Annotated in this window: 13 protein-coding genes; 5 read left to right on the top strand and 8 right to left on the bottom strand. The window is 71.5% G+C overall.

Features of this window, described 5'->3' with window-relative positions; genetic code table 11:
- Positions 1-41: 41 nt before the first annotated feature.
- The 3 genes from katG to OVA17_RS09915 form a co-directional block, all read right to left on the bottom strand.
- Positions 42-2,294, bottom strand: a complete 2,253-nt coding sequence (gene katG / locus OVA17_RS09925; protein WP_267786390.1) for a catalase/peroxidase HPI — start codon at positions 2,292-2,294, stop codon at positions 42-44.
- On the bottom strand, positions 2,291-2,752 hold the full coding sequence (locus OVA17_RS09920) for a Fur family transcriptional regulator (RefSeq protein ID WP_210072095.1): 462 nt from the start codon (positions 2,750-2,752) through the stop codon (positions 2,291-2,293). The genes katG and OVA17_RS09920 overlap by 4 nt, the downstream gene beginning before the upstream one ends.
- Before the next feature lie 101 nt (positions 2,753-2,853).
- Positions 2,854-3,849, bottom strand: coding sequence for a stage II sporulation protein M (locus tag OVA17_RS09915; RefSeq protein ID WP_267786388.1), 996 nt, complete (start codon positions 3,847-3,849; stop codon positions 2,854-2,856).
- Positions 3,850-3,865: 16 nt separating this feature from the next.
- Between OVA17_RS09915 and OVA17_RS09910 the strand changes: the two genes are divergently transcribed.
- On the top strand, positions 3,866-4,696 hold the full coding sequence (locus OVA17_RS09910) for an RDD family protein (protein WP_267786387.1): 831 nt from the start codon (positions 3,866-3,868) through the stop codon (positions 4,694-4,696).
- Positions 4,697-4,721: 25 nt separating this feature from the next.
- Here the strand turns inward: OVA17_RS09910 and OVA17_RS09905 are convergent, their stop codons facing one another.
- Entirely contained in the window at positions 4,722-4,928 is a 207-nt protein-coding gene (locus OVA17_RS09905) for a DUF3499 family protein (protein ID WP_103206488.1), read from the bottom strand.
- A 149-nt stretch (positions 4,929-5,077) separates the two neighbouring features.
- Here OVA17_RS09905 and OVA17_RS09900 point away from each other — a divergent pair, with 149 nt between their 5' ends.
- A complete protein-coding gene (locus OVA17_RS09900; RefSeq protein ID WP_267786386.1) occupies positions 5,078-5,512 on the top strand; it encodes a hypothetical protein in 435 nt (144 codons plus the stop codon).
- A 22-nt stretch (positions 5,513-5,534) separates the two neighbouring features.
- On the opposite strand, the gene OVA17_RS09895 is transcribed toward OVA17_RS09900, so the two are convergent.
- The 4 genes from OVA17_RS09895 to manA all read right to left on the bottom strand — a co-directional run bounded on the left by OVA17_RS09895 (position 5,535) and on the right by manA (position 11,484).
- Positions 5,535-6,926 (bottom strand): DUF5719 family protein, encoded by a 1,392-nt coding sequence (locus tag OVA17_RS09895; RefSeq protein ID WP_267786384.1) that lies wholly within the window; start codon positions 6,924-6,926, stop codon positions 5,535-5,537.
- Positions 6,923-9,766 (bottom strand): glycosyltransferase, encoded by a 2,844-nt coding sequence (locus OVA17_RS09890; RefSeq protein WP_210072099.1) that lies wholly within the window; start codon positions 9,764-9,766, stop codon positions 6,923-6,925. Before OVA17_RS09890 ends, OVA17_RS09895 begins: the two co-directional genes overlap by 4 nt.
- A gap of 93 nt (positions 9,767-9,859) precedes the next feature.
- On the bottom strand, positions 9,860-10,183 hold the full coding sequence (locus OVA17_RS09885; protein WP_074694106.1) for a WhiB family transcriptional regulator: 324 nt from the start codon (positions 10,181-10,183) through the stop codon (positions 9,860-9,862).
- A 146-nt stretch (positions 10,184-10,329) separates the two neighbouring features.
- A complete protein-coding gene (manA, locus tag OVA17_RS09880) occupies positions 10,330-11,484 on the bottom strand; it encodes a mannose-6-phosphate isomerase, class I (protein ID WP_267786383.1) in 1,155 nt (384 codons plus the stop codon).
- A gap of 61 nt (positions 11,485-11,545) precedes the next feature.
- Here manA and OVA17_RS09875 point away from each other — a divergent pair, with 61 nt between their 5' ends.
- The 3 genes from OVA17_RS09875 to OVA17_RS09865 all read left to right on the top strand — a co-directional run bounded on the left by OVA17_RS09875 (position 11,546) and on the right by OVA17_RS09865 (position 15,926).
- Positions 11,546-12,940, top strand: coding sequence for an O-antigen ligase family protein (locus OVA17_RS09875; RefSeq protein ID WP_267786382.1), 1,395 nt, complete (start codon positions 11,546-11,548; stop codon positions 12,938-12,940).
- A gap of 104 nt (positions 12,941-13,044) precedes the next feature.
- Entirely contained in the window at positions 13,045-14,958 is a 1,914-nt protein-coding gene (locus OVA17_RS09870) for a glycosyltransferase (protein WP_267786381.1), read from the top strand.
- Positions 14,955-15,926: a glycosyltransferase family 2 protein gene (locus tag OVA17_RS09865; RefSeq protein WP_267786380.1), complete on the top strand. Its 972-nt coding sequence runs from the start codon at positions 14,955-14,957 to the stop codon at positions 15,924-15,926. The genes OVA17_RS09870 and OVA17_RS09865 overlap by 4 nt, the downstream gene beginning before the upstream one ends.
- The last annotated feature ends 16 nt before the right edge of the window (positions 15,927-15,942 follow it).

Genomic DNA, 15,942 nt, shown 5'->3' with positions numbered 1-15,942 from the left:
TCCGGTTGCCGCGGGTTACCGAGCCGCAGCGTTCGCCGAACTCAGACCAGGTCGAACCGGTCGAGCTCGGTGACCTTGCGCCACGCGGCGACGAAGTCGCGCACGAACTTCTCCTTGGCGTCGTCCGAGGCGTAGACCTCGGCGAGCGCGCGCAGCTCGGAGTTCGACGAGAACACGAGGTCGACGCGCGTGCCGATCCCGACCTTCTCGCCCGATCCGTCCTTCGTGCCCTCGAAGGCGTGCTTGCCACTGTCGAGCGGCTTCCACGTCGTGCCGAGGTCGAGAAGGTTCGCGAACACGTCGTTCGTCAGGGCACCGGGAGTGTCGGTGAACACGCCCCAGTCGCTGCCGTCCCAGTTCGCGCCGATCGCGCGGAGGCCGCCGACGAGCACGGTCATCTCGGGAGCCGTCAGCGTGAGCAGGTTCGCCTTGTCCAGCAGCAGGAACTCCGCGGGAAGCCGCGCCTCGCGAGAGGCGTAGTTGCGGAAGCCGTCGGCGATCGGCTCGAGCCAGCGGAACGACTCGATCTCGGTCTGCTCCTGCGTGGCGTCGGTGCGGCCCGGGGTGAAGGGCACCTCGACCTCGACGCCGCCGGCGAGGGCGGCCTGCTCGACACCGGCGTTGCCCGCGAGCACGAGCAGGTCGGCGATCGAGACCTTCTTGTCGCCCTGCGCGTCGAATGCGCCCTTGATCTTCTCGAGCACGTCGAGCACGGATGCCAGCTGCTCGGGGTTGTTGACCGTCCAGCTCTTCTGCGGCTCGAGGCGGATGCGCGCCCCGTTCACGCCGCCGCGCTTGTCGCTGCCGCGGAAGGTCGAGGCGGCGGCCCACGTCGTAGTGACGAGCTGCTGCACCGACAGGCCGCTGTCGAGGATCTGCTTCTTCAGCGCTGCGGCGTCGGCGGCGTCGATCAGAGGGTGATCGACGGCGGGCACGGGGTCCTGCCACACGAGCACCTCGGAGGGGACCTCGGAGCCGAGGTAGCGCTCACGCGGGCCCATGTCGCGGTGGGTCAGCTTGAACCACGCGCGGGCGAAGGCGTCCTGGAACGCGGCCGGGTCCTCGGCGAAACGGCGCGAGATCTTCTCGTACGCCGGGTCGACGCGAAGCGCCAGGTCGCTCGTGAGCATTCGGGGCTCGCGGCGACCGTCGGAGTGCGCCTCGGGGACGAGGCCTTCGCCTCCGCCGTTGACCGGACGCCATTGGTGCGCGCCCGCGGGGCTCTGGAAGAGCTCCCACTCGTAGGCGAACAGGATGTGGAAGAACTCGTTGTCCCAGCGGGTGGGGTGGTACGTCCACGTGACCTCGAGGCCGCTGGTGATGGTGTCGTCACCCTTGCCCGTGCCGTGGCTGTTCTTCCAGCCCAGGCCCTGGTCGTTGATGTCGGCGGCCTCGGGGTTCACGCCCACGTGCGAGTCGCTGGCGGCACCGTGCGTCTTGCCGAAGGTGTGACCACCGGCGATGAGCGCGACGGTCTCCTCGTCGTTCATGGCCATGCGCCCGAACGTCTCGCGGATGTCGTTGGCCGACAGCTGCGGGTCGGGGTTGCCGTTGGGTCCCTCGGGGTTGACGTAGATCAGACCCATCTGGACCGCGGCCAGGGGCTTCTCGAGCTCGCGGTTGCCCGTGTAGCGCTCGTCGCCGAGCCACGTGGTCTCGGGGCCCCAGTACACGTCGTCGTCGGGCTCCCACACGTCGGTGCGGCCACCGGCGAAGCCGAAGGTCGGGAAGCCCATGTCCTCGAGCGCGACGTTGCCGGCGAGGATCATCAGGTCGGCCCACGAGATGGACTGGCCGTACTTCTTCTTGACAGGCCAGAGCAGACGCCGCGCCTTGTCGAGGTTGACGTTGTCGGGCCAGCTGTTCAGCGGGGCGAAGCGCTGCATGCCCGCGCCCGAGCCGCCGCGACCGTCGGTCACGCGATAGGTGCCGGCGCTGTGCCAGGCCATGCGGATCATGAGAGGGCCGTAGTGGCCGAAGTCGGCGGGCCACCAGTCCTGCGAGGTCGTCATGACCGCTTTGAGATCCTGCTTGACGGCGTTCAGGTCGAGCGCCTCGAAGGCGGCGCGGTAGTCGAACCCCTCGTCCAGCGGGTCGCGCAGGGCGTTGTTCTTCGCGAGGATCTTGACGTTCAGGGTCTCGGACCACCACACGCGGTTGGCGGATCCCTGGGTGGGGTGGGGCAGGGCGCCGGCGGGCTCGCTGTCGGCGGGGGCTTCGCCCACGGGCAGTCGGTTGTCGTCGGGGGCGGCTCCATCGTGGAAGACGGGGCACCCGTTCAGAGCGTCGCTCATCGGGATCCTCTCGGTTTTTCGGCTTCGGACTTCGCTCGGCAATCGGAGCACACGCCCCAGAACGTCACTTCAGCGGTCTCTATGAGAAAGCCGCTGCCCTCCGGCATGTGCAAGCACGGCGCCGCGCCGACGACGCAGTCCACGTCGTCGATCCGGCCGCACCCGGTGCACACCACGTGGTGGTGGTTGTCGCCCACGCGCAACTCGAACGTGCCGGCGTGGCCGGCGGGTTCGATGCGACGCGCGAGACCCGCGTCGGCGAAATCGCCGAGCGCGTTGTACACCGATTGCTTGCTCGTTCCGGGGAGCGTGCCGACGATGCCGTCGTAGACGGCGTCGGCGGTGGCGTGCGGCCGGGCGCGAAGGGCTTCGAGGACGGCGACCCGCGTCGCCGTCACCCGCAGACCCGCTCCGCGGATGAGGGCATCCGCGGGGGCTTCCGGTCGATTGTCGAGCATGCGTTCAGCGTACCTAGTTTTGAGTGAATCAAAAATGACACGCCGGGAAACGATCGGGAATGCTCACCTCCCGGGCCGAACGACACGGCATCCGGATGCCGTCAACCCGCCGTCAGCGTGGGGGTCCCGGCCTCGTACTCGGTGAGGTCGCCCGTCTCGCCCGCGCGGACCGCGCGTCGACCGACCCAGAGCATGTAGAAGAGGAAGACACCGAGGGCGAGAGCGCCGATCGCGATCTTGATCTGCCACGGCCACTCGCGCGGGGTGACGAACCCCTCGACGAGACCGGACAGGGCCAGGGCGAAGACGAGCCCCACGGCGACGGTGGCCAGCGATCGACCCGCTGCGGCGAGCGCCGCCGCCCGCGAACGCCGCCCGGGGGCGACCCAGGCCCAGAAGATCTGCAGGCCCGCCGCGCCCGCGACGAAGATCGCGGTGAGCTCGAGCAGGCCGTGGGGAAGGATGAACTGGAAGAACAGGTCGCCGCGGTCGAACGAGAACATGATCGCCGCCGAGGTCCCCACCCCGACGGCGTTCTGCATCATGACCGCGAGGGGCCAGAGTCCGGTGACGCCGAACAGCACGCACTGCGCCGCGATCCAGGCGTTGTTCGTCCAGACGGACCCCGCGAAGATCGCATTCGGGTTCTCGCGGTAATAGTTCACGAACTGCTCGTCGGCGTAGTTCTGCAGCTGGCTCTTCTCACCCAGGGCCGCGACGGCGGCCGGGTCGCTCGAGATCCACAGGGCGACGAGGCTCGAGACCACGAGGAAGCCGACGGTGACAGCCAGGGTGCTCCAGCGCACGCGATACAACGCCGCCGGAAGCTGCAGGACGAAGAAGCGCGGCAGCTGCTTCAGCACGTTGTCGCGGACGCCCGTGAGGCGCAGGCGCGTGCGCGCGAGCAGGATCGAGACGTAGTCGCCTTCGGGCGTGCGTCCGGCGGAGGTCTTAATGTCGGCCAGGTCGGCCGACGCCGCACGATAGCGGGTCACCAGCTCGTCCACGTCGGGACCGCTGAGGCGCTTGCGACGACCCAGCTCGTCGAGCCGCGCCCACTCCTCGCGCCGGGCGGCCGTGAGGGCATCGAGGTCCATGTGGTCAACTGTACGCATGGCTTCGTCGACGACCCCCTCTCCCGCGGTCGCCCTCGTGCACACGGGTGCGGACGAGACGCTCACCGGAGAGGCCGTCGCCCTCGACGTCCAACCCGTCGGCTTCTTCCTGCGCGCGCTCGGAACGCTCATCGACTTCCTCATCGGGGCGGTACTGCTGATCGGCGGAGCGCTGCTGCTGACGACGATGGTCGCGGCGGGAACCCTTCCGGAAGCCGCCGTCCGCATCGGCGTGATCTCGCTGCTCGTGCTCGTGACCGTCGTGATCCCCACCACGGTGGAGACGCTCTCTCGCGGCAGGAGCCTCGGTCGCCTCGCCGTGGGAGCCCGGATCGTACGCACCGACGGCGGGGCCGCCGGCTTCCGTCAGGCCCTCATCCGATCCCTGACCGGTGTTCTCGAGCTGTGGTTCACCCTCGGCGCGATCGCCGCGGTCGTGGGGATGTTCACCCCGCGCGCTCAGCGACTGGGCGACCTGCTCGCCGGCACGGCGAGCGAGCGCACCCGCACGCGTCGCCTCCCTCCCCCCGCGCCGGGCCTGCCGCCGGGCTGGGAGTCCTGGGCCGAGATCGCCGACGTCTCGCGGCTTCCCGACCGCCTCGCCGCCCGCGTGGCGCAGTTCGTGCGAGGCGCCGACGCCCTCGAGCCCGCCGCCCGCACCCGGGTCGCAGCGTCCCTCGCCGAAGCCGTGCGCCCCTTCGTCTCGCCGATTCCCCCGTCGGATGCCGAAGGGCTCGTCCGCGCCGTGTCGTCGGTGCGACGGGACCGCGAGTACCGCGCGCTGCTGCGTGAGAACGAGCGCGCCGCCGCCCTGACCGAGCGCGCGTGACCCCCTCGGGCCAGAGCGCCCCGCCTCAGGTGCGAAGCGTCTCGTGCCGCACGACCACCCAGCCCTTGGGAACCGACAGCCGATCGGCGTGGATCGCGCAGAGGTCGTGCGCGTGAGGGTCGCCCGCGGGACCGAGGGGGCCGAGGGCCGCCATCTGGTCGCCGTAATCGTAGGTGAGAGTGCTCATCGCCTCGCGGGCGCATCCCACTTTCGAGCAGAGTCTGTCGCGCATCGCGGATCAGCCTAGCCAGCCCCTCCGACACGGCCCCGACGCCGCGCCGGGGGCCCGGATGCCGGCCCGCGGCGCGACCGGAGCCTCGAGCGCACTCGCGCCGCGGCACGGGCGCGAGCGGGCCGCTGCCTCGAACGTAGGATGGGCCCATGATGCGTCGTCGATCCCGGGAAGCGCGGCCGGTGGCCCGCCCCTCGCGACACGGTCGTCACGGCCGCGAGAACCGCAGTCCCGTCGTCCGCCCGCCGCTGCCCCCCATCGACACCCGCGTCGAGCGCTTCGACATCGCGGTCGGTGCGGCCGCGGAGTTCCTCCGTTCGGCATGGACCGATCTGCGCGAAGTCTCGTTCGAGATCGGGATCATGCCGCCCGCCGCCGACGACGGCATCCCTCGATGGACGGTCCTGCGCGAAGAGAAGCGCATCATCCTGTACCGAGTGCCCATCGAGCGCCTGGGACACCCCCACCACGACGACGACCTGCACCGCCGCATGATGATCGAGGGCGCGGTCTTCCGCGCCGCCGCCGAGTACCTCGATCGCGACCCGTGGGACCTGGGCCCCGAGCGGTTCCGCTTCTTCTGACCGGCCCCGGGCGTCGGGACCGCTAGGGCAGGATCGTGAGCGCCGAAGCCGCGGCATCCGCCGGCCACAGCGGGTACGAGGCCAGCGCTCCCGCCCCGGCGTACGACACCGCCGCGCGCACGGGAGAATCGGCCTCGAGCCGGTAGACGCCCGCGGCGACGGGCACGGCCACGCTGGCTCCGGCGGCGACGGTCGTGGTGACGGGCGCGCCTGCGCCTGCGGGGGTGAGCGTGACGGTGGTGTCGCTCGAGGCGCCGGCGATCACCAGGTTCGCGCCCACGCCCGCGGCGACCGCGATCGTGCTGGGGGCCGAGATCTCGGGAGCGGGGACGTACCAGGCGAAGTCCGCTCCCTCGCCGAAGCCGGTCGTCGACCAGGTGGCGCCCACGATGGGAGCCGTGGCCGTCACGTCCACCGTGTAGGAACCGGCGGCGAGCCCCGACAGGTTCAGCGAGGTCGGAAGGCCCGACGTGAGGGGGACGTCGGTGGGCGCGGGTGCGCTGACCGCGGGGTCGTTCGGCACCACTGTCACCGTCGCGGCGGCGTCGGACCCCGGCGACAGCAGACGCAGCACCGTGCCCGCCTGGCTGGCGTCGGTGGCGAGCACCTGCACCCCCGGCATGACCAGATGCGCGTCCGCCTGAGCGAGCGGCGCGACCTGGTCGGCGCCGCCGGGAAGGAGCAGGCGCGTCAGCGTGGCCTGGAGCGAGGCGTGAACCGGTGCACCCGACGAGACGACGCGCACGACCGGACTCTCCTCCCCGAGGAGGAGCCCCGCGAGAGGGACCACGCGGCGTCCGCCCGCGGGAACCACGAGATTCTGACCGCTCGGCGGGCTCGACACGCCCTGTGCCCCGTAGACCGACAGCTGGACGGTCGCGGGGACGTCGCCGGGATTCGCCAGCACGACGAGGTCGTTCGCCCCCGTGGTGGAGGCACCCCCGACCAGCCACGACTCCGCGAGAGGAGGTCGGCAGGCGGATGCCGCGAACCCGATCAGGTCGCTCGCGGCGGCCGTGGCGGACCCGGCGGCGGCCAGCGGCGTCTGAAGGCGATCGCGGGGCGCGGCACGCAGGGCCTCGGCGTCGCCGGAGGAGTCGGCCGTCGCCCCGTTCAGGGCTGTCGTGGTCGCGTCCGCGTCGGCGGGGCCGCTGACGACCTGCTGGGCGGCCGCCGCGCTCAGGGAGCCCGCAGAGTCGGCGCTGCGCCCGAGTGCCAGCAGAGGACCGTCGCACGCGAGGAGGGTGTCTCCGGGGGTCGGGGTGGCCTGCACACGCACCGGCGTTGCGGAGTACTGCGGCCAGGGAGCCGCGATTCCCACGACCGTGCCGATGACGGCGGCGGTGGCCACGGCCGCACCGGCGATGACGCGGGCGCTCGTGGCGGCGACACGGAGCAGACGACGCTCGCTCATCGGGCTCCTCCCGGGTTCGGGCCCACGATGCGGGGCGTGCGGCGTGCGACCCGTCGGGACGCTGCGGTCGGCACGGCGAGCAGGAGGGCGATCAGGACGACGGCGAGGGAGCCGAAGGCCACCAGACGCTGCAGGGTGAGGCGGTGCTCGTCGAGCGGCGGGCGCGGGGTGACGGCGGTGTTCACGCGCCAGAGGTCGCCGCGCGAGGTCGCTCCCACCGGGTCGAGCAGGTCGCGCTGGTCGAGGGAGGTGGCCGCTCCCAGTCGCGTTCCGCGGATCACGTCGTCCTCGCCGGCCGGAGCCGATTCGAGCAGCACGAACGAGATGCCGCGCTCCGCGAGGCGCGAGACGACGTCGTCGGCCGAGGGGGTCACGAGGTCCGCCGCGAGGGCGGCGAGCTCGACGTCCTGGTCGTCGACCGTCGTGCGCGTGGCCTCGACGGTGCTCTGACCCGAGAGGGTGGCGCTACCGCCCCACACGACCTGCACACGCAGACCGTCGGCACGGGGGTCGAGGACGATCGTGCCGATGTCGAGCGACCCGCGCCCCTCGGCGGCGACGAACGCCGGGAGGGTCGAGACGGGCCCGTTCGTGAGCACCGAGCGCCCGCTGTCGGTCCCGGCCGTCTGGGCGGTGAGAGCGGGGGCGACCGAGACGGTGAGGGCCGCGAGCGCGAGCAGGGCACCGACCGGTCGGAGGACGCGCACGCGAGCGGGGATCCCGGCGTCGAGGGTGATGACGGCCGCACCGACCAGACCGATCCACGCGAGGCTCAAGCCCGCCCCCGGCCACAGGGGCACGGCGACCGAGTGATCGAACGACACGGCGATGCCGACGGCGGCGAAAGCGGTGGCGAGCCCCACCACGGTGAGGACGATGAGGGCGGATGCCGTGATCCACCGCGGGGTGAGGACCGCGAGAACGGCCAGAGCCGCGAGGGGCGCGACGAGCAGGCCGACCCACCACACCGGCCCCCCGGTCAGGCTCGCCCACCCGCCCGGGTCGGAGGTGGGGAAGCCCGCCGCGAGCAGTGCGCGACCGAGCGGCGTGGCGGAGGCCTCGGCCCCCGCGTAGGCGATGCCGGGGTCGGCGAGCAGGCCCCAGGGGTTGCCCGCGCGCACCTGCGTCCACACGAGCGGGGCGAACACGACGATCGAGGGGACGAGCAGCCAGACGACCCGAGCGATGCCGCGACCGGCCACGAGGGCGACGACCACGAGCGCCGCCGACCACAGCACCACGACGGCCGGAGCCAGCGAGGGCGCCGACGCGAGGACGGCGACGAGCAGGAGGGATGCCGCTCCCGCCGGGGCCCACGACCGGTGGGCGACGCTCGCGGCGTAGAAGAGCCAGGGCAGCAGCAGGTGCACGAGCACGCCGGCCGGCCGGCCCTCGACGAGAGCGGCGAGGAAGGTCGGGGCCAGGGCCCAGGCGAATCCGGCGACGATGCGCAGCATCGACGACTCCGTCACCCGGGTCGCCGCGAACCACCCGCCGAGGACGGCGAGGGGCAGGGCGAGCACCCACAGCACGACGAAGGCGCGCGACGGCTCCCCCGGCGAGAGCGAGCCGATGACCGCGACGAGGGCCGAGAACGGATCCGCCGGCCCGATGGCATCGAGCCCGAGGGGGCGCGCCCCCCAGGCGGCGTCCTGCCAGAGCTGGGCCACGTTCTGTCGCAGCGGCGCCAGAGCGCCCCCGCCCAGGACGGGCCACGCGAGCAGCGGGGCGAACAGGGCGGCCGAGACCGCGAGGGCACCGAGAACCGCCCAGGCACCCCCGCCGACGAAGAAGCGCAGTTCCGAGCGCACCGGGGCATCGGGGTCGGCGACATCGCTCTCCCATCGCAGGCGCATCTCGGCGCGCGTGACGCGCAGGGGCGCGAGCCGCGACCACCCCACCTTCCGCGAAGAGCGAATGCGGCCTCGGGCGCGGGCGACGGCGGCGGGCCGGACCATGACGAGCAGCGTCGCCCCCCACTCGGGCAGCACTCGGTAGGGGACTTTCGTCACCAGGTGCAGGATCGTGCGCCACAGGGCGAGCGGCAGCAGCGAGAGCCAGTGCAGGGCGACCGCGGGGGCGGGGGCGTAGACGAGTCGGCGGTGCAGCTGGGCCGTGCGCGTCGCGAAGGCGCGGCGGCGAGCGCGACGTCGACCGCGGGCCATGGCGGCCACCCCGTCTCCGGCGACGGCGACGCGGGCGGAGGGCACGAGCGAGACGAGATGACCGGCGAGGCGGGCGCGCACGCCGAGATCGAGTCCCTCGTCGGCACCGCCGAGGGCGGGGTCGAGACCGCCGAGCACCGTCCAGGCGTCTCGCCGCACGAGCAGCCCCCGCACGTCGGCGCCGAGCACGTCGGCATCCCCGTCGCGCTGTCCCTGGTCGAGCTCGCCGGCGGCGAGTTCGACAGTGCCGCCGTAGCGGTTCATGCTCACGCCCAGCGAGAGGATCGCGTCGCGGTCGTCCCACGCCACGAGCTTGGGGGCCGCGACCACGAGGGGCGGGGAGAGTTCGAGGGCGCCCGCGAGACGTACGAGCGCGTCGGGGTCGGGAGCGGTGTCCTGCGCGAGCAGCCAGACGGCGTCGCCGGTCAGGCGGGGCGTGGCAAGCGCCGTGGCCGCGGCGAACGAGGTGCCGGCCGGGGCCGTGATGACGCCCTCCGCGCCGGAGGATGCGGCGAGATCGCGCAGAGCGGCGTCGGCGCCGCACAAGACGATGGTGAGCGCATCGACGGGGCGGGTCTGCGCGGCGAGAGCCGCCAGAGTGCGCTCCAGATGGTTCGCTGCAGGAGTGCGTCCTTCGGGACGCACGACGAGGATGGCGTGAACACGGTCGGGCATGACGCGGATCAGCCTAGGTGCGCTCCCCCGCGATCACGAACGCCGCGCCGTCGGCTGCCGGATCACTCAGGGAGTGGACCGTGGAAGACGAAGTCAGGCGCGCCGCTTGAGCTTGCGACGCTCGCGCTCGCTGAGGCCACCCCAGATACCGAAGCGCTCGTCGTTCTGGAGCGCGTACTCGAGGCACTCGGACTTCACGTCGCAGGAGGTGCAGATGCGCTTGGCGTCGCGCGTCGAACCGCCCTTTTCGGGGAAGAAGGCCTCGGGGTCGGTCTGCGAGCAGAGAGCATCGGTCTGCCAGGCGAGGGTGTTCTCTTCGGTGGAGTCGATGTCGCGACGGACTCCGGGAACACCGAGGTCCACCGGGTCGACGAACCAGTTCTCCGGGACACCGGACCGGTACTGCGATGTCGCCATCTCGTCCTCCGCCTCGCTCACGCCCCCATGACGCGATTCCGCGCAGTCATAATTACACCCGTGTCATTCCGCTGAGTCAAGTCGCGGATCGTAAACCCTCAAGGGCGAGATGAACCTTCACGGGCAGCCCCGGCGTGTCGCGGGCGTCAGGCGCCCGGCATGGCCACGAAGACCTCGCCGCCGCCGTCCGACGCGAGAGGAGACTCGTCGGGGGTGATGAGCGCGGCCTCGCCGGGACGCACGATGATGTTCTCTCCCGAGGCTCCGGTGAGCACGGTCTCGCCCGCCACGCCAAGCGCGATCGCGATGCCGCGCAGCTCCAGGCTGCCCGCACCGCCCGCCTCGAGGTGGCCGAGCGCGAAGTCGGCGATCCCCGGCGCGAAGATCTCGGCCCCCTCCCCCGACGCGGTCGGACGGAGCAACGGAGGCTCGGCCGGCCGGAAGTCGACGAGACCGAGCAGTTCGGCGACATCGATGTGCTTGGGGGTCAGCCCCCCGCGCAGCACGTTGTCGCTCGCGGCCATGATCTCGACGCCGAGACCGGCGACGTAGGCGTGCAGCACGCCGGCCGGTACGAAGATCGCTTCGCCGCGTCGCAGCTCGACGAGATTCATCATCAGGGCGACCACGATGCCGGGGTCGGCGGGGTAGGCGGAGTGCAGCGACCGCGTCAGGGCCAGTTCGGCGGCGAACCCGGGCGCCTCGGCAGAGGCCGCGGCATCCACGATCTCTTCGATCTCGGCTCGCTCGGCTCCCCCGAGCAGCCAGCCGATCGCCGAGCGCAGAGCGTCGTCACCCGCGAGGTGGGCGCGCAAAGCCCGCACCGCGGGAGCGTCGCCGAGGGCATCCACGAGCGAACGCGTGCGCTCCAGATCACGCAGCCCCGCCAGGGCGGTGAAGGTGTCGCTGAGGGCGACGATCACCTCGGGCTTGTGGTTGTCGTCCTTGTAGTTGCGCTCGCCCGCGTCGCGCGGGACACCGGCCTCTTCTTCGCGAGCGAAACCCCGGGCCGCCTGCTCTTTCGAGGGGTGCACCTGGATCGACAGCGGCGCACCGGCCGCGAGCAGCTTCAGCAGGTAGGGCAGCTTCCCGGGGACGCCCCGCTCGGACGCGGCGGCGGGCAGCCACTCGTCGAGCGTGCGACCCGAGCCGTCGTGCACCTCGGCCGGTGAACCCGGGTGGTCGCCGAACCACACCTCGGCCTCGGGCGCCCCGGTGGGCTCGCGGCCCTCGAGGTCGGCGATGAGGGTCGGGCTGCCCCAGGCGTAGTCGCGGGGGGTGTTCGAGATGGCGATCAGCACGGCGTCAGCATAATGCGCTCACCCGACGACGACGGATGCCGACCGCTACCCTGAACACACCATGGCGATGCACACGAGTCACCCGGTGTCGGCGCTGCCGTCGGCGCCCGCGCGCGAGACGACGGGGCATCTGCTGCTGCGGGCATGGTGCGTGTTCCTCCTCGTCCTCGCCCTGGGCGGCGTGGGTCTCGTGAACGCCGTGGGCCCGGTCGCCACCGCCGTCGTCGTCGCGGCGACCGCCGTCGTGTCCGTCGTCGTCTGGGTCGTCGTGCGCCCGCCCCTCGCCGTCCGGCGTCTGCCGTGGATCGCGGCGGGCTACCTCGTCTGGTCGACGGCGTCGGTGCTGTGGAGCGCCTGGCCCGCGGCATCGGTGCTGACACTGCTTCTGTTGTGGGTCACGACTCTCCATGCGCTGTTCGTGGGGGCTGTGCTCACCTGGAGAGACGTCGTGCGCGCGATCGCGTCGGCGGCGAAGTGGGTCGTCGGGCTCTCGGTGCTGTTCGAGCTCGCGGTGTCGGTGATCGTGCGGGGTCCGCTGCTGCCGGGGTTCGTCGTACCGACCGAGCCCGCGGTCGCCCCCTGGTCTCGCGGCGCCCTGCTCACGGGCGGCCGGATCCAGGGCATCTTCGGCGACGCCGACCTGTTGGCCGCGGTGATGCTCGTCGCGGTCATCGTCTTCGGCGTGCGACTGGCCGTCGGTGCGCCGCGCCGCGCACTGCTGGTGGTGTGGATCGTCGTCGCCGGCTTCCTCTTCGTACGCGCGGAGTCGATCACGGGGGTCATCGCCGCGGCCTTCGTCGCGCTCGTGCTCGGCACGGTGCTGGTCATGCGCACCGCGCGCCGCCCCGGCGAGCGCACGCGCTGGTACCTCCTGTACGCGGCGATCGGCCTCGGCGGCGGCGCGACGCTGTGGTTCGGGCGCGACACGATCTTCGGCGTGCTGGGCCGCGGTGCCGACCTCATCGGCCGCGAGGGGATCTGGGCCGACGTGCTGGCCCGGGCGGATCGGCATCCGCTCATCGGGTGGGGTTTCTCCACGCCGTGGGTCACCTCGGAACCGCTCCTCGGCGGGTGGATCGTCGACCGCGGGCAGCCGGTCACCCAGGCGCACGGCATGTGGCTCGACACCTACCTGCAGCTCGGCGCCGTGGGGGTGGCGCTGCTGGCGCTCGTGTACCTCGCGTACCTGTGGCGCTCGTGGTTCTTCGCGGTCGACCGGCCGCGCTGGGATCTGCGGGACGATCGACCGCACTCCCCCCTCACCCTGTTGCCGACCCTCGTCGGTGCGCTGCTCGTCGTGCAGGGGCTCACCGACTCCGGCCCCCTGCTGCTGTGGGGCTGGATGTTCGTGATCCTCTTCGGCGCGAAGATCAAGCAGACCCCGCTCGTGGGCGTCGGCCCGAGCGAGCAGAGCATCTCGATCGAGCGCGGCGAGCTGCAACGACCGACGCCCTGAGCCGCGCGGCGGGGGCGCCGAACGCTCAGGGTGACGGGACCCGGGCCCGGTAGACTGCCCGCTGGCCGTCCGCGGCCGCGGCTCCTCGACCGAAAGATCTCTTCGTGACGTACACCCTGCAGAACGCCGTGCTGCCGCTCGACCGCGACCCCGACCTCCTCCCGTTGTACGTCGACCCCGAGACGTGGTCGACCATCGACGAAGAGCCGGTACGGGTCACCAACGTCGCCCAGCTCAGCAACATCCTCGACCGCCACCGCGCCCGCATCGTCGCGGGCCGTCGCGTCTCGTTCGGCACCTACTTCAACGCCTTCCCCGCCTCGTACTGGCAGCACTGGACGGGCGTCCGCCAGGTACGCCTGACGGTGCGCACCTCGGGGGATGCCACGGTGCTCGTGTACCGCTCGAACGGCGGCGGCACGAAGCAGCGCATCGAGACGCGCGAGGTGCGCGGCGACGCCGTCGCGACCTCGTTCGACCTCGTGCTCGATCAGTACAGCGACGGCGGCTGGATCTGGTTCGACGTCGCCGCCGACCGCGCGGACGCGATGTTCGAGGGCGCCGAGTGGACCACCGAGCAGGAGCCCGTCCGCGGCGGCAAGGCGAGCATCGGCGTCACGACCTACAACAAGCCCGACTACTGCGTCGAGACGCTCAACGCCCTCGCCGACTCCCCCGATGTCCTCGACGTCGTCGACCGGGTGTTCATCATCGACCAGGGCACCGACCTGGTCGAAGCGCAAGACGGCTACCCGGCGGTCGCCGAGCGCCTCGGCGACACCCTCCAGGTGCTGCGCCAGCCCAATCTCGGCGGCTCCGGCGGCTTCGCCCGCGCCATGGTCGAGACCCTCGCCCGAGAAGGCAGCGATTTCGTGCAGCTGCTCGACGACGACGTGCGCATCGAGCCGGAGTCGATCCGCCGCTCGGTGGTGTTCGGTCGGTACGCCTCGGTGCCGACGATCGTCGGTGCCCACATGTTCGACCTGCTCGACCGTCCCAAGCTCCACGCCTGGGCAGAGGTCGTCGACGACGCCCCCTTCATGTGGCGCGCCCTGTTCCAGGAGCGCCTCCCCCACGACTTCAGCGTCGCCAACCTGCGCCAGAGCCCCCTGCTGCACATGCGCCTCGACGCCGACTACAACGGCTGGTGGATGTGCCTCATCCCCACCAGCATCCTGCGCGAGATCGGCCTAGCGCTGCCCGCCTTCATCAAGTGGGACGACGCCGAGTTCTGCGTTCGGGCTCGGGATGCCGGCTACCCCACGGTCTCCATGCCCGGTGTCGCGCTCTGGCACGTCTCGTGGCTGGGCAAGGACGACTCGATCGACTGGCAGGCGTACTTCCACGCCCGCAACCGCATCGTCGCCGCGCTCCTGCACTCGCGCTCACCGCAGGGCGGGACCCTCATCCGGCACAGTCGACGCGTCGACCTCAAGCACCTCATGATGATGCAGTACTACCCGGTCGAGCTGCGTCACCGCGCCCTGCGCGACGTGCTCTCCGGCCCTGACCACATGCGTGCGAATCTCGCCACGGCCATGCCCGACGCCCGCACGGTGGCGAAGAAGCACCCCGAGACCGTCGTGCACAAGGATTCCGGCGTGCCCCTGCGCTCGCGCCGCGGACGCCAGGTGTTCAAGCGCCTGAAGAAGCACGAGTTCGACAGCCCGACGGGTCTGGACCTGCGCACCTTCACCGCGCGCACGCTCGTGTCGCACTGGTTCCACACCCCCAAGCCCGAGAACGTCAGCCAGCCCGAGGTCGAGTTCGGCAAGGGCGATGCGCACTGGTGGCGCGTCCCGCTCTACGACAGTGCCCTCGTGAGCGCCGCAGACGGCTCCGGCAAGAACATCTACACGCGCGATCGCGCCCTGTTCCGTCGGATGCTCGTCGACAGTTGGAAGCTGCACCGCCGCCTCCAGCGCGAGTGGCCCCGCCTGTCCCGTCAGTACCGCAGCGCCCTGCCCGACCTCGTCTCCGAGGCCAATTGGCGCGCGACCTTCGAGGAGCGTCCGTGACCACGGCCCCGTTCGACCCGAAGACCGCGACCATCGTCGTCGTCACCTACAACCGCACGCACCTGCTGACGCGGCTCCTCGAGAGCATCGAACGCATGGACCCGGCGCCCGGTCACCTCGTCGTGATCGACAACGCCTCGACGGACGACACCACCGCGGTGGTCGAGTCGTTCCGCGATCGCCTGCCCACCGAGCTGGTCTACCGGCGGCTCGAGACCAACACCGGCGGCTCGGGCGGATTCAGCGAGGGGATGCGCACGGCCTACGAGCTCGGATCCGAATGGATCTGGCTCATGGACGACGACGTCGAGGTGGTCACCGACGGGCTCGCTCGCATGGGGCACTGGACGCCGCGCTTCCGCAGCATCCAGGGCCGTCGCTACGACTACGACGGCAGCGAGTTCTACTGGCAGTACCGCGTCGCCGAGTCGATGGCGATCCCGATTCCCTTCGCCCCCGCCGCCTTCGACGACTCCGGGTTCAAGCCGATGAACTCGGGCTGCTTCGAGGGCATGTTCATCCACCGCGACATCGTGGCGAAGATCGGCCTGCCCGATCCGCGCTTCTTCATCTACTGGGACGACCAGTTGTACGGCTGGCTGGCCTCGCGCCAGACGCCCTCGGTGATCGTCAACGAGTTCGTGCTGCGTCGCACCCGCGAGATCAAGCAGTGGGACATGGGTATCCGGCACATGAACGCGTCGAGCGACGCGTACCGGTACTACATCATGCGCAATCGCGCCTACCTGCAGAAGTACTACCGCGCGCTCGGCGTCTACCGCGCCCTGCCCTTCACGCTCGGGACGACGCTCACCTTCGTGAAGGAACTCATCCGCCTCGTCGTGGTCGAACACAAGATCACCGGCACGAGCCACCTGTTCCGTGGGCTCCGCGACGGCCGACGCATCCTGCGCGACTCCTCGTGGAAGCCGATGCCGCCGCTCGAGCAGTCGCAGCCCGTCGGCTGACTCGTCCGCGCTGACG

The organism is Microbacterium sp. SL75 (assembly GCF_026625865.1).
Lineage (GTDB): Bacteria > Actinomycetota > Actinomycetes > Actinomycetales > Microbacteriaceae > Microbacterium.
Note: the sequence above shows the minus strand (reverse complement) of the source record. Positions and strands in the feature narration are given on the sequence as shown.

Coding starts and splice junctions, on each gene's coding strand:
- katG (WP_267786390.1), bottom strand. CDS start 2,294: ATGAGCGACGCTCTGAACGGGTGCCCCGTCTTCCACGATGGAGCCGCC.
- OVA17_RS09920 (WP_210072095.1), bottom strand. CDS start 2,752: ATGCTCGACAATCGACCGGAAGCCCCCGCGGATGCCCTCATCCGCGGA.
- OVA17_RS09915 (WP_267786388.1), bottom strand. CDS start 3,849: ATGGACCTCGATGCCCTCACGGCCGCCCGGCGCGAGGAGTGGGCGCGG.
- OVA17_RS09910 (WP_267786387.1), top strand. CDS start 3,866: ATGGCTTCGTCGACGACCCCCTCTCCCGCGGTCGCCCTCGTGCACACG.
- OVA17_RS09905 (WP_103206488.1), bottom strand. CDS start 4,928: ATGCGCGACAGACTCTGCTCGAAAGTGGGATGCGCCCGCGAGGCGATG.
- OVA17_RS09900 (WP_267786386.1), top strand. CDS start 5,078: ATGATGCGTCGTCGATCCCGGGAAGCGCGGCCGGTGGCCCGCCCCTCG.
- OVA17_RS09895 (WP_267786384.1), bottom strand. CDS start 6,926: ATGAGCGAGCGTCGTCTGCTCCGTGTCGCCGCCACGAGCGCCCGCGTC.
- OVA17_RS09890 (WP_210072099.1), bottom strand. CDS start 9,766: ATGCCCGACCGTGTTCACGCCATCCTCGTCGTGCGTCCCGAAGGACGC.
- OVA17_RS09885 (WP_074694106.1), bottom strand. CDS start 10,183: ATGGCGACATCGCAGTACCGGTCCGGTGTCCCGGAGAACTGGTTCGTC.
- OVA17_RS09875 (WP_267786382.1), top strand. CDS start 11,546: ATGGCGATGCACACGAGTCACCCGGTGTCGGCGCTGCCGTCGGCGCCC.